Source organism: Variovorax sp. 10L426 (assembly GCF_056395305.1).
In genome coordinates this window covers 159,137-179,117 of record NZ_JBFTJF010000003.1, presented here as the reverse complement: position 1 = coordinate 179,117, position 19,981 = coordinate 159,137, and the positions used below count along the sequence as shown (strand labels likewise).

The 19,981-nt window shown below is 63.6% G+C and carries 21 protein-coding genes and 1 riboswitch; of the genes, 15 read left to right on the top strand and 6 right to left on the bottom strand.

Going from position 1 to position 19,981, the window contains the following annotated elements; genetic code table 11:
• The first annotated feature begins 555 nt into the window (after positions 1-555).
• The 3 genes from AC1DHL_RS05480 (at position 556) to nrdR (ending at position 3,340) form a co-directional block, all read left to right on the top strand.
• Positions 556-1,413 (top strand): transglycosylase SLT domain-containing protein, encoded by an 858-nt coding sequence (locus tag AC1DHL_RS05480; RefSeq protein ID WP_478161196.1) that lies wholly within the window; start codon positions 556-558, stop codon positions 1,411-1,413.
• 37 nt (positions 1,414-1,450) lie between these two features.
• A riboswitch (ZMP/ZTP riboswitch) is annotated at positions 1,451-1,577 on the top strand.
• 41 nt (positions 1,578-1,618) lie between these two features.
• Positions 1,619-2,863, top strand: coding sequence for a serine hydroxymethyltransferase (glyA, locus tag AC1DHL_RS05475; RefSeq protein WP_478101650.1), 1,245 nt, complete (start codon positions 1,619-1,621; stop codon positions 2,861-2,863).
• 33 nt (positions 2,864-2,896) lie between these two features.
• The gene (gene nrdR, locus AC1DHL_RS05470; RefSeq protein ID WP_478101647.1) at positions 2,897-3,340 is read left to right on the top strand and encodes a transcriptional regulator NrdR; all 444 of its coding nucleotides are present in this window, start codon (positions 2,897-2,899) and stop codon (positions 3,338-3,340) included.
• A gap of 16 nt (positions 3,341-3,356) precedes the next feature.
• On the opposite strand, the gene AC1DHL_RS05465 is transcribed toward nrdR, so the two are convergent.
• From AC1DHL_RS05465 to pilV, 6 genes are read right to left on the bottom strand one after another with little or no spacing between them, the layout of a single operon-like run.
• Positions 3,357-3,884, bottom strand: coding sequence for a GspH/FimT family pseudopilin (locus AC1DHL_RS05465; protein ID WP_478161194.1), 528 nt, complete (start codon positions 3,882-3,884; stop codon positions 3,357-3,359).
• Positions 3,881-4,318, bottom strand: a complete 438-nt coding sequence (locus AC1DHL_RS05460) for a type IV pilin protein (RefSeq protein ID WP_478161192.1) — start codon at positions 4,316-4,318, stop codon at positions 3,881-3,883. The genes AC1DHL_RS05465 and AC1DHL_RS05460 overlap by 4 nt, the downstream gene beginning before the upstream one ends.
• On the bottom strand, positions 4,315-8,190 hold the full coding sequence (locus tag AC1DHL_RS05455; protein WP_478161190.1) for a pilus assembly protein: 3,876 nt from the start codon (positions 8,188-8,190) through the stop codon (positions 4,315-4,317). The genes AC1DHL_RS05460 and AC1DHL_RS05455 overlap by 4 nt, the downstream gene beginning before the upstream one ends.
• Before the next feature lie 40 nt (positions 8,191-8,230).
• Entirely contained in the window at positions 8,231-8,875 is a 645-nt protein-coding gene (locus AC1DHL_RS05450) for a pilus assembly PilX family protein (protein ID WP_478161188.1), read from the bottom strand.
• Positions 8,872-9,864, bottom strand: a complete 993-nt coding sequence (locus tag AC1DHL_RS05445) for a PilW family protein (protein WP_478161186.1) — start codon at positions 9,862-9,864, stop codon at positions 8,872-8,874. Before AC1DHL_RS05445 ends, AC1DHL_RS05450 begins: the two co-directional genes overlap by 4 nt.
• Positions 9,836-10,453, bottom strand: a complete 618-nt coding sequence (gene pilV / locus AC1DHL_RS05440; protein ID WP_478161184.1) for a type IV pilus modification protein PilV — start codon at positions 10,451-10,453, stop codon at positions 9,836-9,838. Before pilV ends, AC1DHL_RS05445 begins: the two co-directional genes overlap by 29 nt.
• 166 nt (positions 10,454-10,619) lie before the next feature.
• Here pilV and ribD point away from each other — a divergent pair, with 166 nt between their 5' ends.
• From ribD to AC1DHL_RS05380, 12 genes are all read left to right on the top strand, one after another.
• The gene (gene ribD / locus AC1DHL_RS05435; RefSeq protein ID WP_478161182.1) at positions 10,620-11,750 is read left to right on the top strand and encodes a bifunctional diaminohydroxyphosphoribosylaminopyrimidine deaminase/5-amino-6-(5-phosphoribosylamino)uracil reductase RibD; all 1,131 of its coding nucleotides are present in this window, start codon (positions 10,620-10,622) and stop codon (positions 11,748-11,750) included.
• A 44-nt stretch (positions 11,751-11,794) separates the two neighbouring features.
• Entirely contained in the window at positions 11,795-12,448 is a 654-nt protein-coding gene (locus AC1DHL_RS05430; protein ID WP_478101632.1) for a riboflavin synthase, read from the top strand.
• Entirely contained in the window at positions 12,445-13,605 is a 1,161-nt protein-coding gene (ribBA, locus tag AC1DHL_RS05425) for a bifunctional 3,4-dihydroxy-2-butanone-4-phosphate synthase/GTP cyclohydrolase II (RefSeq protein WP_478101630.1), read from the top strand. The genes AC1DHL_RS05430 and ribBA overlap by 4 nt, the downstream gene beginning before the upstream one ends.
• A gap of 32 nt (positions 13,606-13,637) precedes the next feature.
• Positions 13,638-14,102, top strand: a complete 465-nt coding sequence (gene ribH, locus AC1DHL_RS05420) for a 6,7-dimethyl-8-ribityllumazine synthase (RefSeq protein ID WP_478101628.1) — start codon at positions 13,638-13,640, stop codon at positions 14,100-14,102.
• Entirely contained in the window at positions 14,099-14,632 is a 534-nt protein-coding gene (gene nusB, locus AC1DHL_RS05415) for a transcription antitermination factor NusB (RefSeq protein ID WP_478101626.1), read from the top strand. Before ribH ends, nusB begins: the two co-directional genes overlap by 4 nt.
• Entirely contained in the window at positions 14,629-15,828 is a 1,200-nt protein-coding gene (locus tag AC1DHL_RS05410) for a pyridoxal phosphate-dependent aminotransferase (RefSeq protein WP_478161180.1), read from the top strand. The genes nusB and AC1DHL_RS05410 overlap by 4 nt, the downstream gene beginning before the upstream one ends.
• Before the next feature lie 61 nt (positions 15,829-15,889).
• A complete protein-coding gene (ybgC, locus tag AC1DHL_RS05405) occupies positions 15,890-16,354 on the top strand; it encodes a tol-pal system-associated acyl-CoA thioesterase (protein ID WP_478161178.1) in 465 nt (154 codons plus the stop codon).
• Positions 16,351-17,064 (top strand): protein TolQ, encoded by a 714-nt coding sequence (tolQ, locus tag AC1DHL_RS05400; RefSeq protein WP_478101620.1) that lies wholly within the window; start codon positions 16,351-16,353, stop codon positions 17,062-17,064. Before ybgC ends, tolQ begins: the two co-directional genes overlap by 4 nt.
• Before the next feature lie 16 nt (positions 17,065-17,080).
• The gene (locus AC1DHL_RS05395) at positions 17,081-17,518 is read left to right on the top strand and encodes a biopolymer transporter ExbD (RefSeq protein ID WP_478101618.1); all 438 of its coding nucleotides are present in this window, start codon (positions 17,081-17,083) and stop codon (positions 17,516-17,518) included.
• 3 nt (positions 17,519-17,521) lie between these two features.
• Positions 17,522-18,481, top strand: a complete 960-nt coding sequence (tolA, locus tag AC1DHL_RS05390) for a cell envelope integrity protein TolA (protein WP_478161176.1) — start codon at positions 17,522-17,524, stop codon at positions 18,479-18,481.
• A gap of 10 nt (positions 18,482-18,491) precedes the next feature.
• Complete coding sequence (dmeF, locus tag AC1DHL_RS05385) at positions 18,492-19,454, top strand: CDF family Co(II)/Ni(II) efflux transporter DmeF (protein WP_478161174.1); 963 nt, start codon at positions 18,492-18,494, stop codon at positions 19,452-19,454.
• Positions 19,345-19,881, top strand: a complete 537-nt coding sequence (locus AC1DHL_RS05380; RefSeq protein ID WP_478161172.1) for a DUF2946 family protein — start codon at positions 19,345-19,347, stop codon at positions 19,879-19,881. The genes dmeF and AC1DHL_RS05380 overlap by 110 nt, the downstream gene beginning before the upstream one ends.
• The last annotated feature ends 100 nt before the right edge of the window (positions 19,882-19,981 follow it).

The following is a 19,981-nucleotide window of genomic DNA, read 5'->3' as shown; positions in this document are numbered from 1 at the left end:
AAAGCCCGGCGGCTCGACACGAAGTCAGGCCACCGGGCTTGATGGCGGGCGCAACGCCCATGCCATCCTTTCGCGCGACCGGAAGTTGAATGTTCCGGCCAGGCTGGCAGCAAGAGATTGCCACCATTTGGGCCTCAGTCGCTGAACCGCAGGATCTCTCCTTCGGCTGCTGGACCTTGGTGAAACGCCTACAAAGTCGAGGCAAGTTCAGCCTAGGCGGGCGCCAGGGAGTTTTCAAGAGAGCTTTTCAATCGACCTTGGGCTGTCGATCCGTGAACTAATGTTCACACTTATTACATCAATTCAAGAATAAAGATTCGATTCCTTATTCTTGACCGGGTATTTAGCCACTCCTAGAATGCCCGCTTGCCCTGACGTCAGACCGCCAGGGCTTTCTTATGAATCCGCTGCCGATTTCCCCGGCTTGATCAGGCGGCCGCGCTCCTCCTCTTTTGCGCGGACCTGATTCGTACCAATCCAAGCGCTGCCGCGTTCAGTCTCGCCCTCCTACTTGCGGCGTTGCGGAACAAGCTCCGCCAGAAAGGAAAAAAAGCGATGAAGCACGCGCTTGATGCCACAACCCGAGGGCTACGGACCTTCGTGTCCGACGTGGTCGACGGCTTTTTCGAAATCACCCACAACGGCTTCGCCCTTGTCGGGCTCGCGATCGTCTTTGCCGCGCTCGCCCTGGCCGCTCGGCCAGACCTTCGCCAATCGGGCGAAGAACAGCTGATGGGCTGGCTCCAGTCGCGCAAACCTGCGCCCGAAGTCGCTGTCGCTGTAGCCACCGATCTCGAACCCACCGCCATTGAACGCACCACAGCCGCCAGTCCTCAGGACCTGCCCAGGCAACAGGCCGCCGTCGCATACTGGCTGAGCAAGAAATACCGCGTGGCGGTCGAGCCGCTGACCGTATTGGTCGCCGAAGCTTTCGACCTCGGCAAGCGGACGAAGCTCGATCCGACGCTCATCCTGGCCATCATGGCGGTCGAATCCAGCTTCAATCCGTTCGCCCAAAGCCAGGTCGGCGCGCAGGGCCTGATGCAGGTCATGACCCGCATCCACGGCGAAAAGTACGAAAGCGCGGGCGGCACGCTGACCGCCTTCGACCCGGTCACCAACATGCGCGTGGGCGTCAAGGTGCTGCAGGAATGCATCGCCCGTGCCGGCTCCCTCGAGGGTGGACTGCGCTTCTACGTCGGCGCCGCCAATCTCACGGACGACGGCGGCTACGCCTCGAAGGTACTGGCCGAGCATGAGCGGCTGCGCCAGGTTGCCGCCGGGCGTACGCCCGCCATCACGGCTTCGACGACGCCCGCAGCGCGCCCGAATTCTGTTCCCGTCGTGAGCCCAGCGCCCGCCAAGCAGCCGGAGACGGATCCCGAGCGCGTCGCCTTGCTTGGCAATTCGTAGGCTTTTCGAGACGACGGCGATCGTCGTCAGCTACACTCGGCCAGCACGCGACTGGCGATAGGCGCAACCCTTTTCAGGTGCATTGCGCTGACGTGGACTACCACTGGGAAGCGTGCCGCCTGCGGTCTTGAGCAGGTGTTCCGCCGTTCGCCTGGGCAGCCCTTGTTTGGTTGAAGAACAAGGACCATCGTCTTGAAGGACTGCCATGTACCACCGCAATCAACTGGTCGAACAGACCGATCCTGAAATCTGGGCTGCCATCCAGGCCGAAAACGCCCGTCAGGAACACCACATCGAGCTCATCGCGAGCGAAAACTACGCGTCCCCGGCCGTCATGGCCGCACAGGGCTCGCAACTTACCAACAAGTACGCCGAAGGCTATCCCGGCAAGCGCTACTACGGCGGTTGCGAGCATGTGGACGTGGCCGAGCAACTGGCCATCGACCGCGTGAAGCAGCTCTTCGGCGCCGACGCCGCCAACGTTCAGCCGCATTGCGGCGCCTCCGCGAACGAAGCCGTGATGCTGGCCTTCCTGAAGCCCGGCGACACCATCATGGGCATGAGCCTGGCCGAGGGCGGCCACCTGACCCACGGCATGCCGCTCAACATGAGCGGCAAATGGTTCAACGTGGTGAGCTACGGCCTGAACGCCAAGGAAGAGATCGACTACGACGCGATGGAGCGCAAGGCGCACGATGCGATGCCCAAGCTCATCATCGCGGGCGCATCGGCCTATTCACTGCGCATCGACTTCGAGCGCTTTGCCAAGGTGGCCAAGGACGTCGGCGCGATTTTCATGGTCGACATCGCCCACTACGCCGGCCTTGTCGCCGCCGGTGTGTACCCCAACCCGGTCCCCCACGCGGACGTCGTGACCTCCACCACGCACAAGAGCCTGCGTGGCCCGCGTGGCGGCATCATCCTGATGAAGTCGCAGCACGAAAAGGCGATCAACAGCGCCATCTTCCCCGGTCTCCAGGGCGGCCCGCTGATGCACGTGATCGCGGCCAAGGCCGTCGCTTTCAAGGAAGCACTCTCTCCGGAATTCAAGACTTACCAGCAACAGGTGGTCAAGAACGCCCAGATCGTGGCCGAGACGCTCACCCAGCGCGGCCTGCGCATCGTGAGCGGTCGCACCGAGAGCCACGTGATGCTTGTCGACCTGCGCGCCAAGGGCATCACGGGCAAGGAAGCCGAAGCCGTGCTGGGCGATGCCCATATGACGATCAACAAGAACGCCATTCCCAACGATCCCGAGAAGCCCATGGTCACCAGCGGCGTGCGGATCGGCACCCCGGCCATGACGACCCGCGGCTTCAAGGACGAGGAAGCCCGGATCACCGCCAACCTGATCGCGGACGTGCTCGAAAACCCGCGCGATGCGGCCAACATCGAGGCCGTGCGCGCCAAGGTGAACGCGCTGACCAGTCGCTTCCCGGTCTACCGCTGATCCCATGACTGCCGTACCCGGCGGAGCTGTCGCATGAAATGCCCTTTCTGCGGCCACCTCGAAACGCAGGTCGTCGAGACCCGTGTTTCGGAGGACGGCGACTTCGTCCGCCGCCGCCGGCAGTGCGGCGCCTGCGACAAGCGCTTCACCACCTACGAGCGCCCGGACGTGAACTTCCCCGTCGTCGTCAAGAAGGACGGCAGCCGTGCCGACTTCGTCGCGGCGAAGGTTCGTGCCTCGATGATGCTGGCCTTGCGCAAGCGGCCGGTCAGCATCGAACAGATCGACACCGCATTGCTGCGCATCGAGCAGAAGCTGCTTTCCAGCGGCTTGCGCGAGATCGAATCGACCAAGGTGGGCGAACTCGTGATGCGCGAGCTCAAGCGGCTCGACAAGGTGGCCTACGTCCGGTTCGCTTCGGTCTACCGCAGCTTCGAGGACGTGGACGAGTTCAGGCAACTGCTGAGGGACATTTGAAAAGTCCCCAGCGGCGTCATCCCTGATTGCAATTGCTCGAGCCGCAGTCGCCTCGCTTGTCGGGGTCGCAGACCTTCGGCCGGCCGGACATCGAAAGAACGACGGAACTGCGTCGCCCCGTTTCCGCCTTGAATGTCAGGCACCCTGCGCTGCCCCGCGCGAAGCCATTGGCGTCGAAGGTGATCGTATTCCTGAAGCCGTTGCCGGTCGCGGAATCGATCTCAACGCCTGCTCGGAGCGCTTCGAATGCGCGCAGCACTTCCGTTTCGTTGTCGACGGTGGTTGCCACCTCCCAGCCGTTGGCCCAATCCTGATTCCTGGGAAGAAGCCTGACCCTCTGCGAACGCTTCATGGCCTCGGTCCGTGCCACGCTCAACGCGGCAACGAAATCGCCGGTGTTGGAAGCCAGCCGCTGATTGAGCAGCAGATCCCGAAAATTGGGCACTGCGATCGCGCCCAGGATCGCGACGAGCGCGACCACGACCACCATCTCCACCAACGTGAAGCCACGGGCTCGGTTGCGAAATGCAAGTAGAGCGTTCATTGCCAGCACCTGCTTTTGTCGTCGCCGTCACAGCCCTTGAGCCCCGTACTTTCGATCCAGATGTTGCCGACCGCAGGATCCGAGAACCCGGCCCTCAGTTTGGCCGTCAGCCTGATGCACTGGCCAGCGTCGTCCCGTCCGTCGCATGCATCAACATCGATGTCGTACTTGCTGCTCGCATCACTGTCGCCTGAGAACCTCTTGTGCGCTGGGTTGGTCTTGTACCTTGCGCGTTGGGTATAGACGCGTTCCTGCTGCTGCATCTCCTGCATGAGTGCGGTACGTGCTTCCGCGCGCCAACCTTTTCGCATCGAATCCATGTAAGACGGATAGGCGACGGCGGCAAGAATGGCCACCAGCGCCACCACGATCATCAGTTCGATCAGCGTGAAGCCGCGCGACAGAAGCCGCCGCGCGGTCGTCGGGCGCTTCATTTGTTGACGTCCTTGAAGTTGAGGACTTCACGCCAGTTGAGGCGGCCGGCAACTTGCGAGACCTCGTCTCCCGAAATGGGGCTCACGATCGAGGTCCCCGGCCCGGAACCTGTTCCGGTACCAAGGTTGATGACGGACGTCTTCTTGGTCTCGACGCGGCGGCCGAATGAATCCGTCGAGCTGAAGGCGCCCTCGCCTTCCTGAATCACCAGCGGCGAACTGAGCAAGCCGGTCGTCGACGGAATGCAGGTATTGCCCGATGCCAATCCGGTCATCGCATTCACCGCGCAGCTGTGGCCGCCACCACCGGCGCCGCAAGCGTTGGGATTGGGAATCAAGGTGTTGAACACCAGATGGCCATCGCTCAACACCATTTGCGAAACTTGGCGTTCGCCTTGACTCGTCGCGTCCGGCAAGTCGAAGTACCAACCCCGACGGTGCGACTTCTTGCCGTCGTAGTTGCCATAGGCGAAAGCGTCGCCTGAAATGGTGAACTGGCCTGCATGGTTGGCGTCCGGTTGCACCTGCCGCACTTGCAACTGGGTGCGCGTCTCGGTGGCAGGAATGGCCGTGTCGTTGTCGTACACGCCATAGAGCGTTTGGACGTCGCGGCTGGCCAGGTCATCGACTTCGACGAATTTGCCGGTACCGAACAGCACGATCGCGCCGCCGTCGGGACCCACACCCACTTCCGGCGCGATGGTGATCGGCTGTCTCCTTCCCTGGCCATCCTTGGCAACCATCAGCGGCGCGCCACTCAACGCCAAAGCGCTGGACTCGTTCCACGGCGCGGTCTTCGTGAAGTCGAACTTCCACAAGTTGCCCTGCGTATCGCCGGCATAAAGAAAACGGGTCATGTTGTCAGACGTGGTGTAGTCGCCAACCGGGCCCAATGCGTTGGGCATCGTCGCGTCAGCAGGGTCCGGCAGCACGATCTTGAAATAGTCCTGGTTGAGCACCCACGGCGCACCGGCTTGCTTGTCCAACGAAAGCAGGAACAGGGCCGCTGCCTTGTTCGCGTTGCCGTTGTTGAAGCCAGAGGGCACCACGGCAAACCAACGGTAGACGGCGGGCTGGCCACTCGCGGCGGCATTCGTGCGGAATTTCAGGATGCGCGGCGCCTGCGTGACGTAGCCCATATCCGGGTCATCGGCGCCTGTGAACTCCCACATCACATGACTTGCAGAGAATCGGGCCGGATCGCTCACGTCCAGCGCGAACACGCCGCGCGCACCACCGCCCATGCCGGAAACCAGCGCGGTCTTCCGCGTTCCGTTTGCCATGTCGACTTTGCTCGCCGCGGGACTGCCGTCCACGTAGGGTTGGTGCACGTAGTCCGGCGAGGTGTAGGCGCCCAGCCTGGCATACAGCGCACGCGGCACGTAGGCGAACAACTCGTCGCCGGTGCCGGCGTCCAATGCGTGAAGCATGCCGTCATTGGCGCCCACGTAGACACCGCTTTCGACCAGCAATGGCGTTGCGTTCGCGACGTCACCCATGACCGAATCGCGCGTTCTGAACATGCCGCCAGTCCTGTCGGCTTCCAGTGAACGATCACCGCGCAGGTAGTTGATGCGAGATTCACCGAGATCGTCTTTGGCCTCGGTCGGTGAGTAGGGTTCGGTGTCCAGGTAGCCCCTCAATGTGCCGTCAACCTTCAGCGCTCTCCAAGTGAACTCGGCCCCGCTTCCGGAATTGAGCATGGTGAAGATGCGCCGGGTATCCGGGTCGCGCACCGGAATCGGGGGGTGGGCCTGAGGATCGCCGGTCAGCCGGTCGCCGGCGTTCCAGAGCGGCACAGGGTCCTGGCTCACCGCGCCATTCGCATAGCTCAGCTTGTAGGCGAGCACCGAGCCGGACCAGCGCGTACTGTCCATTCGAGGAACATAGAGGCTCGCTCCCTTCGAGGCGATGCGCGAACTCGACAAGGCACCACCCGCGAGGCTCCCGCTGGCTTCACCGACATTCGTGAATATCTTGCGGATGGCCGCGATCATTTCCCGCGGCTTGCTCGCGAGAAAGTAATTCGCCGGCTTCGGCATTCCATCGTCGTCCAGGCCCGATTGCCATTCGGCGTTCGAAAGCGACTCTTGGGCTTCGGGTCCAATGGCCGTCACAAAAGGATTGCCGTCGTTGTTCTTGTCGCCAAAGCCACCGTACTTCGCGGCGAGATAGAACGCGCTGCCGCGTTGCTTCTCTCTGACGGTGCCCGAGCCAGAATCGTCGACGTCGATGGTGTAGGTCTTGACGCGCACATCGGGGTAGTCGTCGCGAATTTTTTGCGTATTGGCCCAATAGGCCAGTCCGGCCCAACCCAAGGAACCTTGGTCATAGCCCACATTCAATGTGGCGATGTTCGCCGACGTGATTGCTTGCTTGTTCTTGAGGGTATCGGTGTAGGCAATGGCGCGCGACCCGTCGGCGTTGCCGCGCGTCGTCAATGTGGTGTTCTTTCCCGACGGGTCCGGGTAGGCGACCGCCTCGTTGTTTTCAAAGGCGCCCACGATCTTCGACCAGAAGGTGGTGTCGGGCTCCGAGGTTTCGACTGGACGAGCGCCGGCCCAACCATCGCGGCCGTCGGTCTTCAGCCCCGGGAGGGAGCCATCATGGTGCGTGTGAAGGTCCCCGATCACCACGACGTGGTTGCGTTGACAGCTCGAGATGACAGGGTCCCATCCGCTCTTCGCGCCCTCGCCCCACTTGTCCGTCATGTTGTAGACAGGGAAGCCGCCCTTCATCCCTGTCGTCATGCCTTTGGCAGCCTCGGGCGTCGGCGCTTGACCCTGCAAATAGCGAAGAGACTCGTAATACATCTCCCCGACCGGATCAAAAGTCTTGTAGGTGCCAGGCGCCAACCCGGTACGCCCGAATCGATTGAGATAGTTCACCACGCCACTCGCCCCCTCGTCGCTCGAAAGGGGGTTGGCGAGGAATACACCCGTATTTGCATCCCACTCCGCAGTGGCATTCGCGATCCGTTCGAACTTGTCGTTCTCAACCACAGGTCCTGTGAACTTCATGGGCGCTCGCAGAACACCGCCGTAGCGCGCGTTTCTCTGGTCCATCAAATAGCCGAACGCGGCGAATCGCATCTTCTCGGCGTTACTTTGAATCGTGCCCACAGGCTTGTACTTCCCGTTTGGATACTTCAGGCAAAGGTCGCTGCGAATAGGACCTTCTTCCGCCGAACACACCTCGACGCGGGCGTAGTACGGCGCTGCGCCAAGAGGACCAAAGCTTTGATCAGCCCCCGGCTTGCTGCATGTGCCGGACGAAGTCGATCCCACGAACAAGTAGTTGCCGCAATTGGAAAAATTGACTGTGCCGTCCTTCTCCACGAGCTTGTTCGCAACCAGAGGCGTCAGGCTGTCGAGATTGCCAGTCACTGAGCGCCTGGGGAAATGACTTTCGTTGTTGTAGAAGTCGGACCGAAGAACCGCGCGTTGGAGCACGGTTGATTTCGGCGTGTCTTCCACACGATCGCCACCCGTCATTGCATAGCGGAGCATGTCGATTGCGGACGACGCAGCCCAGTTCAGCAGGTTCCCACTCCACTTGCCTGAACAGACGATGGCGCCATTCGAAACGGCTGCCGTCGCTTTGCGCTTGAAGTGCCCGTCCTCGGTGGAATAGTCGTAGCACCCCATTGGGTCCCAGTAGCCGATGTAGGACGCCTTGATATCGAACGCCGTCCGATAGGCAGCGCCCGTCGTCGGAAATTCGACGGACAGATCCAGCACCATGTTGGGCTTGACCCGCGATGTCGTGGAAAACAGCGGCACATCCGACAGCAGGGCATCCGGTGGCGTCGCGGCCGCCAATGTGGACGCGCCAGCAAGATAGAGCGATAACGCGATGAACGCGTTCTTCAAATCCCTTTTCCGAATCTCGAACAATTTCAACTTCCCTCCTTTATGGACAGCCGCTACTTACCGTCGGCTTATACAAATTGGTTTGCAGAACCACTTGGGTTTCCCTCCTGACGCCAAAGCCGATGGCGGTGACCCGAAAGAGATTGGTGGTCTTGCCGGCGCTCGCACTCTGAAGACGATTGGCTTCCCACCCGCCGTTGTTGCGCATGACCTCGATGACATAGCGCGGCGGCGCAACAGGCATCGCGCCTGTTCCCGTCACGTATTTCTGTCCGGTGAACGTGCCGTATTCGACAGATGTCCTGCTCTCCGGCGACAGGTCGGCACTCATCCATGCGGGTGTTGCGCCCGGATTTGCGGGTGCGCAAAGACCTTGGTTGTTTCCCACGCCCCCACACCCCGCGACGAACGGCGCGACATCCTTGTTGTTGAACAAGCAAAGGCGCGCTCCGGTGTGCTTGTTCGGGCCAAGCACATCGAGTTCGGCGTCGATCAATGCCGCCTCGGCTGCCTGGAATGCGATTTCCCTGTCTCGATCGTTGCGCGCGGCAAGTTCATTGATGACTGAAAGCTGTGCGGCGCCCAAGCCGAGTGCGGTGACCACGATCAAGAGCAACAACACGACGATCAGCGAAAAGCCAGCCTGCCGACGCAAGGCGACGCTCCTTGACGAACGCTGACTCATGCGGGGTCCCTCGCGACGTTGCGCAACATCACGGTGAACGTCGCGACCGAGCGAAAACGCCCGTCATCCGGCGGATCGAAATAGATGTTCTCGAATTCGGCGCCCAGCGGAAACAGTCGATAGTCTTCGCCGTCGACCTTTTTCAGATCGCCATTCGGGCGAATGCTCCGGGCCACAACGCCCACACGCACCGCCACGACCTTGCGCCATTCGTCATTGGCGCTGCCTCCGCTTGCAGCTTTGCCTGCAATGTCCCTGGCCTCGAGCCAGGTATCCGGAACGCTGTCGCCATCGCCGTCGTAGCCGTAGACGACCTTGAATTTCTCGACACCGCGTGCCAACGGCTGCGACTGGAATTCATCCTTGTCGGATTTGTCGGAGTGGTACTTGCAGAAGAGCTCCGGCTCTCCGTCCTCCGCAAGGGCCACAAAGAAAAAGCTCCACACTCGGTCATCGGCCGAAGGCGCGTTGGCGGGCCCCGCGTGAGCGATGCCAAGACAGTCGACCATGGTCCCGTCTTCTTTGCCGTCCCCATTGGCATTGCTGCGACCAAAGAAGCGCACGAGAAGCGAGTCATTCCGCGCCTTCTCGTCCGTGTCGTTCTGGCCAAAACTGCTGCCTGTCTTGCCGACCGTGGTGTTGCTGGCGCCGACGACGTGGAGATCGAACGGACTCTCGGAGCCAGCCAGCAGCGTTGCGTTGCCCGCGACGACGTCCACGCCATCGGTCTGATGATCGGGTGCATAGTCCGCGTATCCCGCCTGGCGAAGCAGGCCCTGAACCACATGGCGTGTGAAGCGAAGTGACTCCTGGACCTCCTGCACGTCGGCGTCGGTATTGAATAGCTTCTTCCCTGCAAGGAAGGCCGTCGAGGCGGCGAGCACGATGACCAGTCCGATCGCCATGGCGATCATCAACTCGATCAAGGTCGCGCCGCGCTGCTGCGGTCGGGCCGCCACCTCAGGAGCTTTCGGAGCCAACGTAGTCATGCCCCGGGATCAGTTGCATGACGATGCGAGGCTCCCTCTGGACCATCTCGTCTTCGCTTCCCATCCGTGGCACCCAGCCCATCTTGACGACCAGGTTGCGGCCTTCGCCGGAGCAATCCCACGAGTATTTGAAATCTTCGCTGGCGTCGCTCACCAGGGCGTCATCGAAGCAGACGACGACGTGCGCCTCCGGAAGCTTGCTTCTGGCGCGTAGGACCCATTGGCGAATGTCCCAGGCTGCCAGGGTCGCCGCATTGCAAGTGGCCGGGGCTCCGATGCAATTGCCGCCCTCCTGGCCAGGAAGAGCATCCTTGCTCTCCAGGTCGACCAGATAGGGGTTGCCGACATTCCTTGCTGCAACGTTCTTGTTGATGCGCGCTTTTTCCGACAGCTCGCGCACCAGATTGACAGCCGCGGTGAACGATCCGGACTCTGTCGTGCTTCTCACGGATGTCATCAACATCCCCACGACTCCCAGCATTCCAAGGCTGAGAACGACGATCGAGACAAGCACTTCGATCAGCGAAAAGCCTGCGGCCGGACGTTTGCATAACGCCATGTTTTTTCCTCCCTGAGCACCGATACTCACAAGCGTTTCCCTTGTGTTTCGAAGGCGAAGTCTAGTGACGGCTCACGTCGGTGCGCCGCCGTTCATCTCCGTTTGGCTACCGCTCGTATGATTCGACCGGTGCGTCGCGCGACGATCTTCCAGACTCTCGCAGCGCGGTACTCCGTTCGACTACATGGTTGCTTCCATGCCCCCTCTCAACGCCGATGCGCAACAGATCGCTGCAGCACTACAACTCGCCGTCGATGCGTGCTATCTCACCGATCCCAACCCCCGTGTGGGCTGCGTCCTGACGGATGCCGCCGGCAACATCGTCGGAGTCGGCCACACACAACGCGCAGGGGGCCCCCATGCGGAGATCGTGGCATTGCAGGATGCTGTGGCGCGAGGCCATTCGGTCAAAGGCGCAACGGCCTATGTCACGCTGGAACCCTGCTCCCATCATGGCCGCACCGCGCCCTGCTGCGATGCCTTGGTTGCCGCGGGCATCCGCCGTGTGGTCGCCTCGGTCTCGGATCCGAATCCGCTTGTCGGCGGTCAGGGCTTCGAGCGCCTTCGCGCCGCGGGCATCGAGGTCGTGGTCGGGCCCGGCGGCGCCGAATCGCGCGAGCTCAACATCGGCTTCTTCAGTCGCATGGTGCGCAAGACGCCCTGGGTGCGACTCAAGGTCGCCGCATCGCTCGACGGCAAGACAGCCCTGACCAATGGCGTGAGCCAGTGGATCACCTCCGAATCCGCGCGCACCGACGGCCACGCGTGGCGGGCGCGAGCGAGCGCGGTGCTGACCGGCGTCGGCACGCTGATGGACGACAACCCTCGCCTCGACGTGCGCCTGGTCGAAACCCCGCGGCAACCGCATCTGGTGGTGGTGGACAGCCGGCTCCAAACGCCGCCCGAGGCGAATATCTTCGACGTCCCCGACCGCAAAGTCTGCATCTATGCAGCGAGCAGGGACGAAGCCAAAGCCCGAGCCCTGGAGGCGCGGGGCGCCACAATCACGGTTCTGGCCAACGCAGACGGCAAGGTGGATCTTGCCGCCATGCTGCACGACCTGGCGGCGCGCGAGATCAACGAGTTGCATGTGGAGGCCGGCCACAAGCTCAATGGCTCACTGATCCGCGAAGGATTGGTCGATGAATTCCTGGTCTACCTGGCCCCGAAATTCCTCGGCGACGGCTTGGACATGGCAAGCCACCCCTTTGCCGGCGGCCCGCTGACAGCCCTGGCGGGGGCCCTCCCCCTGGATTTCCGCTCCGTCGATCGCTTCGGATGCGACATCAGAATCCTGGCCCGAATCGCGGGCCGAGACGCTTTCTAGGGTCTGCACACAGCAGGGGCCCGCATCTCTGCGAAAATGCCGGGATGTTCACCGGAATCATCACCGGCGTGGGGCGCATCGCCGCCGTCCACGACCTCGGCAGCTCTTCATCCCACGGCAAGCGCCTCAGCATCGCGGTGCCTGACGGCTATCTCGACGACGTGGGCCTCGGTGACAGCATCGCGCTCAATGGCGCCTGCATGACCGTCACCACACTCGACCCGGCGCAGCAAGTCTTCACCATCGACATTTCAGCCGAATCGCTCGACAAGACGGCCGGCCTGTCGGAGGAGGCGACGCGCGTCAATCTCGAAAAGGCATTGCGCGCCAGCGACCGGCTGGGCGGCCACATCGTGTCCGGCCACGTCGACGGCATCGGCACGGTGAGCCATTTCGCGCCGGTCGGCGAAAGCTGGGAGCTCCGCGTGCTCGCCCCGCCCGTCCTGGCCCGCTTCCTGGCCTACAAGGGCTCGATCACCGTGAACGGCGTGAGCCTGACGGTCAACACCGTGAGCGACGGCCCGAACGGCAGCGAAATCAGCATCAACCTGATCCCCCACACCGTCGAGAACACCGCCCTCGGCAGCCTGAAGGACGGCAGCCGCGTGAACCTCGAAATCGACACTGTGGCGCGCTACGTGGAGCGCATGCTCCAGGCGGGCGCCCTTCCCTTTGCAAAGAAAGACAACGCGCCATGAATGCATCCGTCACACCGATCGGAACCCCGCGGGGCGCCCGAGCACCGGCCCCCATCTCGCCGGTTGAAGACATCGTGGCCGAACTGCGCGCCGGCCGCATGGTGATCCTGGTCGACGAGGAAGACCGCGAGAACGAAGGCGACATCGTCCTCGCCGCCGACCATGTGACGCCGGAGGCCATCAACTTCATGGCGCGCCATGCCCGTGGGCTGATCTGCCTCACGCTGTCGCGCGAAATGTGCGAGCGGCTTCAGCTGCCGCCGATGGTGGCGCGCAACGGCGCAAAGCATTCGACTGCATTCACCGTGTCCATCGAGGCCGCGGAAGGCGTGACGACCGGCATTTCGGCAGCGGACCGCTCGCGTACCGTGCAGGCCGCCGTCGCGCCCAACGCTGTCGCCGCCGACCTGGTCCAGCCGGGGCACATCTTCCCCCTGCAGGCCGTGGATGGCGGCGTGCTCATGCGGGCCGGCCACACTGAAGCCGGCTGCGACCTCGCCGCCATGGCCGGCTGCTCGCCGGCTGCTGTGATCTGCGAGGTGATGAACGAAGATGGCACCATGGCCCGGCTACCCGACTTGCAGCTCTTCGCAGCCGAGCACGAGATCAAGATCGGCACCATCGCCGCCCTGATCGAGCACCGCAGCCGCACCGAGTCCCTGATCGAAAAAGTGGGCTGCCGCGAGATCGAAACCGCGTGGGGGCCCTTCACCGCCCACGCGTTCAGGGACAAGCCCAGCAACGGCGTGCACCTGGCCCTGGTCCGCGGCAAGTGGAACGCCGCCGACACAGTGGACGTGCGCGTGCATGAACCGCTCTCGGTCCTCGATGCGCTCGAACGCAATCGCGCCCTGCATTCCTGGAGCCTCGACGCCAGCCTCGCCCATCTTGCGGCCGAAGGCAAAGGGGTTGCCGTTCTGCTGAACTGCGGCGAAACCGGCGCCGAGCTGCTGGCGCAGTTCGACGGCACCGCACGCCCTGCCCAGGCACCCGAGCGCGGCCGCATGGACCTGCGCAGCTACGGCATTGGCGCACAGATCCTGCGCGAATGCGGCGTGCACAAGATGAATCTCCTGGGCGCGCCGCGTCGCATGCCCAGCATGGCGGCAGGCTACGGCCTCGAGATCGCCGGCTACATCTCCAAGGACAACGAATAAATGAACCACCGACACCTAGGGCGGGCCGACTGATGCAACACGCGAACAAGGGCGCCGACGTCGAACTCGACGGCAAGGGGCTGCGCATCGGCATCGTGCAAGCACGCTTCAATGAAGACATCACCAATGCGCTCGCCGAGGCCTGCCTCGGCGAACTCGCCGCGATGGGCGTCGCCAAGGCCGACATCGATCACGTGAGCGTGCCCGGCGCGCTCGAGGTGCCGGTCGCGCTGCAGGCGCTGGCCGAGCGGAACCGCTATCAGGCGCTGATCGCACTGGGCTGCATCATCCGCGGCGAGACCTATCACTTCGAACTGGTCGCGAACGAATCCGGCGCGAGCGTGAGCCGCCTGGCGCTCGACTACCGCATCCCGATCGCGAACGCGATTCTCACGACCGAAAACCTCGAACAGGCGATCGCGCGGCAAACCGACAAGGGCCGCGACGCTGCACGCGTGGCCGTCGAGATGGCGCGACTGCTCGCCACCCTTTCATGACCGAAGACACCAAAGCCACCGGCGGCAAGCCGCGTCAAACCCGCACGGGCCTCACCAGCACCGGCGTACGCAAGGCTTCCGCCAAGTCCACGCGCAGCCGTGCGCGCGAATTCGCGTTGCAGGCGCTCTACCAACATCTGGTGGGCCACAACGACGCGACGGCGATCGACGAATTCACGCGCGACCTCGCCGGCTTTCACAAGGCCGATGCGGCGCACTACGACGCGCTGCTGCATGGGTCGATCGCGTCCGCCGAGCAGCTCGATGCGCTGATCGTCCCGCTGCTCGATCGCAAGCTCGCGGAGATCTCGCCGATCGAGCACGCGGTGATGTGGATCGGCGTCTACGAATTCCAGAATTGCCTGGACGTACCGTGGCGCGTGGTGCTGAACGAATGCATCGAGCTCGCCAAGGAATTCGGCGGGACGGACGGCCACAAGTACGTGAATGCCGTGCTCAACGGACTCGCGCCGCAACTGCGCGCATTGGAGGTCGAGGCCGACCGCGCGAGTGGGAAGGCGAGGCCATGAGGATTTCGAAGCGCGCGGAGCGCATCGAGCCTTTTTATGTGATGGAGGTCGCCAAGGCCGCGTCAAAGCTCGCTCGCGAAGTGGCGCACACCGACCGCCCGATGATCTTCCTCAACATCGGCGAACCGGACTTCACCGCACCGCCGCTCGTGCAGGAGCACGCCGCCCGCGCCGTGCGTGCCGGCGCCACCCAATACACACAGGCCACCGGGCTCGACCACCTGCGCGAACGCATCAGCAACTGGTACACGCAGCGCTTCGGCGTCGACGTGCCGGCGCGCCGCATCGTCATCACAGCGGGAGCTTCGGCTGCCCTGCAGTTGGCCTGTCTTGCCCTGATCGACGCCGGCGACGAGATGCTGCTGCCCGATCCGAGCTATCCGTGCAACCGCCATTTCGTCACCGCCGCAGACGGCCGCGCCGTGCTGGTGCCGACCACGGCGGCCGAGCGCTTCCAGCTCAGCGCCGCCAAGGTCGAAGCCGCATGGACCGACCGCACGCGGGGCGTGCTGCTGGCATCGCCATCCAACCCGACCGGCACCTCGATCGCGCCGGGCGAGCTTCGCCGCATCCACGAGGTTGTCAGCCGACGTGGCGGCATCACGCTCATCGACGAGATCTACCTCGGCCTGTCGTACGACGATGCCTTCGGGCAGACCGCGCTGGCGATCGACGACCAGGTCATCAGCATCAACAGCTTCAGCAAGTACTTCAACATGACGGGCTGGCGTCTCGGCTGGCTGGTGGTGCCGGAGTCGCTGGTGCCTGCGGTCGAGCGACTGGCGCAGAACCTCTTCATCTGCGCGAGCACGGTGTCGCAATACGCCGCCCTCGCCTGCTTCGAGCCCGACAGCATCGCCGAATACGAGCGGCGTCGCGCGGAGTTCAAGGCGCGGCGCGACTGGTTCATCCCGCAACTCAATGCGCTGGGCCTCGAGGTGCCGGTGATGCCCGACGGCGCCTTCTACGCCTGGGCCGACTGCACCAGCTTTGCTGAGCGGCTCGGCATCTCCGGCAGTTGGGACTTTGCCTTCGAGGCCATGAAGCAGGCCCATGTCGCTGTCACGCCGGGCCGCGATTTCGGTACCGCCGAAACCTCGCGCTTCATCCGTTTCTCGACGGCGAGTTCGATGGCGCACCTCGAAGAATCGATCGCGCGGCTGCGAGCCTGGGCAGGCGCCGCCGTTCCCGCATGAGCGCAGCGCCGGGCCGCCCCAAGCAAGCTCGCACCGCAGTGCGAAGCACGAAGGTACTCCAGTGAGCTTCGCGCTGCCCATCCGCGTCTACTGGGAAGACACCGATGCGGGTGGCATCGTGTTCTACGCCAACTATCTCAAGTTCATGGAACGCGCCCGCACCGAATGGCTGCGCTCCATGGGCATCGCCCAACGGCAACTGCGCCAGGAAACCGGCGGCATCTTCGTCGTCAGCGAGACGCAACTCAAGTACCACCGTCCGGCACGGCTCGACGATGAACTGCTGGTTACAGCCGAGCTTCGCCAGATCGGTTCCGCGTCGCTCATAATCGCGCAGCGCGTGCTATCAAAATCAGAGCAATACGCGGAGGTGGAGAAGATGGCGGATACCGCCCTCTTGTGCGAAGGCACGATCCGCATCGGCTGGGTCCATGCCGACACGCTGCGGCCTGCGCGCATCCCACGCCAAGTTTCGGGAACCCTCGAGCGCCACGCCGGCTCCATGTCTCAACCTTTCAAGCCATGAATCAAGAACTCTCGATCATTTCCCTGCTGCTGCACGCCAGCCTTCCGGTGCAGCTCGTGGTGCTGCTGCTCATCGTCGTTTCCGTCGCAAGCTGGGCCGCGATCTTCCGCAAATACTTTGCGCTCAAGCGGACCCGCTCGCTCAACGAAGACTTCGAGCGCGACTTCTGGTCGGGCACCAGCCTGAACGAACTCTTTTCCTCGGCCGCGCAGAACGCCAAGTTCGCCGGGCCGATGGAACGCATCTTTGCGTCCGGCATGCGCGAATACCAGAAGCTGCGCGAACGCCACGTGTCCGACACCGGCACCCTCCTCGACGGCGCACGTCGTGCGATGCGCGCGAGCTTCCAGCGTGAACTCGATGCGGTCGAGCAGAACCTCTCCTTCCTCGCGACCGTCGGCTCCGTTTCGCCTTACGTCGGCCTGTTCGGCACGGTGTGGGGGATCATGCATGCCTTCACGGGTCTCGCGGCCCTCGCACAGGTCACGCTCTCCACCGTCGCGCCCGGCATCGCAGAAGCACTGGTCGCCACCGCCATCGGCCTGTTTGCGGCCATTCCGGCCGTGGTCGCCTACAACCGCTTTGCGCGCGAAATCGACAAGATCGCCATCGCGCTCGAGACCTTCATCGAAGAGTTCTCGAACATCCTGCAGCGCAACCTGACGGCGCACGTGCATCCGGCGTCCGTCACCGCGGCCACGGGCCGCTGAAGCGGAGCATCCCACCATGCCAGCCCTGTCCTCCCGCGGCCGTGGCCGCCGAACGATCAACGAGATCAACATGGTCCCGTTCATCGACGTGATGCTGGTGCTGCTGATCATCTTCATGGTCACCGCGCCGCTGATCACGCCGAGCGTGATCAACCTGCCCACGGTCGATCGCGCCAACAAGCAGCCCGACAAGCCGATCGAGATCGTCATCAAGAGCGACGACGAAGTGCAGATCAAGAAAGACCCGTCGACCGGCAGCGGCGGCAGCTCCATCCCGATGACGCAGATCGGCTCGGCCGCCAAGACCGCGCAGGGTGGCGACGTCGACCGCCCGGTGGTCATCAGTGCCGACAAGTCCGTGAAGTACGAGACGGTCGTCAAGGCGATGAACCAGCTCAAACGCAGCGGCATCGAGCGTGTCGGCCTCTCTGTGCAGACGACAGGCGCGAAGTAAGGCATGTCGCTGGCCGCAGACCGCCCCGAATTCGCGCCGCCGCCGCAGCGCGGCACGCCGCGCGCGGTGTTGCTGGCGCTGATTGCGCACGCGCTGCTCATCGCCGCCCTGACCTGGGGCGTCAATTGGCGCAGAGAAGCCGAGAACGACGCGGTCGAAGCCGAGCTGTGGTCTTCGACCGTCCAGCAGGCCGCGCCGCGTGCCGTTGCGCCAACGCCCACGCCGCCGGTACCGACGCCGACCCCCGCCCCGCCGCCACCGCCCCCTCCGCCTCCTCCGCCGCAAGCGGTGAAGCCACCAGAGCCCACACCGGCCCCGCGCGCGCCCGACATCGCGCTCGAACGCGAGAAGAAGCTCAAGGAGCAGAAGGAACGCGAACTGGAGCAGCAGGCGCAGCAACAGAAGAAGCTCGATGCCGCCAAGAAGGCCGCGCAGGAAAAGAAGGACGCCGAAGCGAAGCAACGCGCCGAGGACGAAGCCGAGCAGAAGAAGGAAGATCAGCAGAAGCAGGCGGAGCTGAAACGCAAGCAGGAAGCCGAGGCCAAGCAGGCCGAAGCCGCGAAGAAGAAGGAAGCCGAAGCCAAGCAGGCGGCGCAGGCCGCCGCCGACCGCGCAGCCACGCTCAAGCGCATGCAGGCCATGGCCGGGTCGGGCGGAGAAGGCGCCGCGGCGAAGTCTTCGGGGCCTTCCGGCAGTTACGGCGGCAAGGTCGCCGCGGCCGTGCGGCCCAACGTCGTGTTCCCCGACGCAGACCTCGTCGCCGGCAATCCTGCGGCCGAGTTCGACGTCCGCCTTGCGCCCGATGGCACCATCGTCGGCACGCCGACGCTCACGAAGTCGAGCGGCCTGCCGAATTGGGACGAGGCCGCGTTGCGCGCGCTACAAAAGACGGAGAAACTCCCACGGGACGTCGACGGAACCGTGCCACCGCGGTTGGTCGTGTCGCTGAAACCGAAGCGCTGAGTTCCGTCCAATGCACACCAACGACCTGACAGCGTGGCAACACGACCACGTATTCGACCAGGGCAACGCCGCCGGCGAGCGCGGCACGAAGCTCGTGATGTGGATCACGGCCATCATGATGGTGGCCGAAATCACCGCCGGCTGGGCCTACAACTCGATGGCCCTGCTGGCCGACGGCTTTCACATGAGCTCTCATGCGGTCGCCATCGGACTCAGCGCATTCGCGTACGCGGCAGCGCGGCGCCATGCCAAGGACCGGCGCTTTGCATTCGGGACCTGGAAGATCGAAGTTCTCGGCGGCTTCGCCAGCGCGATCTTTCTGCTGGTGGTCGTCGGGCTGATGATCGTGGGCTCGGTCGAGCGGCTGATTTCCCCTGCGCCGATCCGTTATCAAGAGGCCATCGTCATCGGTGCGCTCGGCCTGGTGGTCAACATCGTGTCGGCATTCATCCTGGGTGCGGCGCATCACCACGGGCACGATGACCATCATCACGATGGGCACCATCACGGGCACGGCCACCACCACGACCTCAACCTCAAGTCGGCCTATGTCCACGTCGTTGCCGATGCGGCGACGTCCGTGCTGGCGATCGTTGCACTCGTGGGCGGCTGGCTCTACGGCTGGTCGTGGCTGGACCCCGTCATGGGCATCGTGGGCGCAGTCGTCGTGGCGCTTTGGGCCAAGCGCCTGATCGCCGATACGAGCAAGGTGCTGCTCGACCGCGAAATGGACCACCCCGTGGTGGATGAGATCCAGGAAGTCATCGAAGACGGCGGCCGTGCCAGCGAAACGCGCGTGACAGACTTGCACGTCTGGCGGGTTGGCAAGGCGACCTACGCCTGCGCCGTCAGTGTCGTCACGCATGACGAGGCGCTCACCCCGGAAATCGTTCGCCGCTGGATCTCGGTGCACGAAGAGGTCGTCCACGCCACGATCGAAATCAACCACTGCCCGGACGATCACGGTTCTTGACACTCCCACAGTGGCAAGCTTTAGAGTCGCAGCTTCGCCTGAAACTCGGTCCATCGTCTTCTTGAAGTTCCTTCGGATATTCCTCCTGCTCATGCTTGCGATCTCGCTGCCCATCCGGGGCGCGAGCGCAGCGGCCATGCCGTGCATGCCGGCGGCAGCGGAAATCCATACATCGGCAGCTGCGGCCGGTCACGACCACACGGCGCATGTCCACGACTCGACGGCGCATGAACAGCACGACAAGTCCGCCGGCACTTCGCACAAATGCAATCTCTGCTGCGACCTCTGCTCCCTGACGCCGCTGGCGAGCAGTTGGCCCACCATCCCGATGCCGCAAGACACTGCATCGGTCATCTTCCCCGACGTTTCCGCTCCCTCTCCGAGCTTCCTCTCGGAGCGGCAGGAGCGACCTCCACGAAGCATCTGACCCCACACGGCCTCCATTGCGAGGCCTGAAGGCGCTCGTGCGTCCGCCGCACGGGCAATGGTTGGCCGGCCCAGACCCAGGCCAACGGCTCAGATGCTTC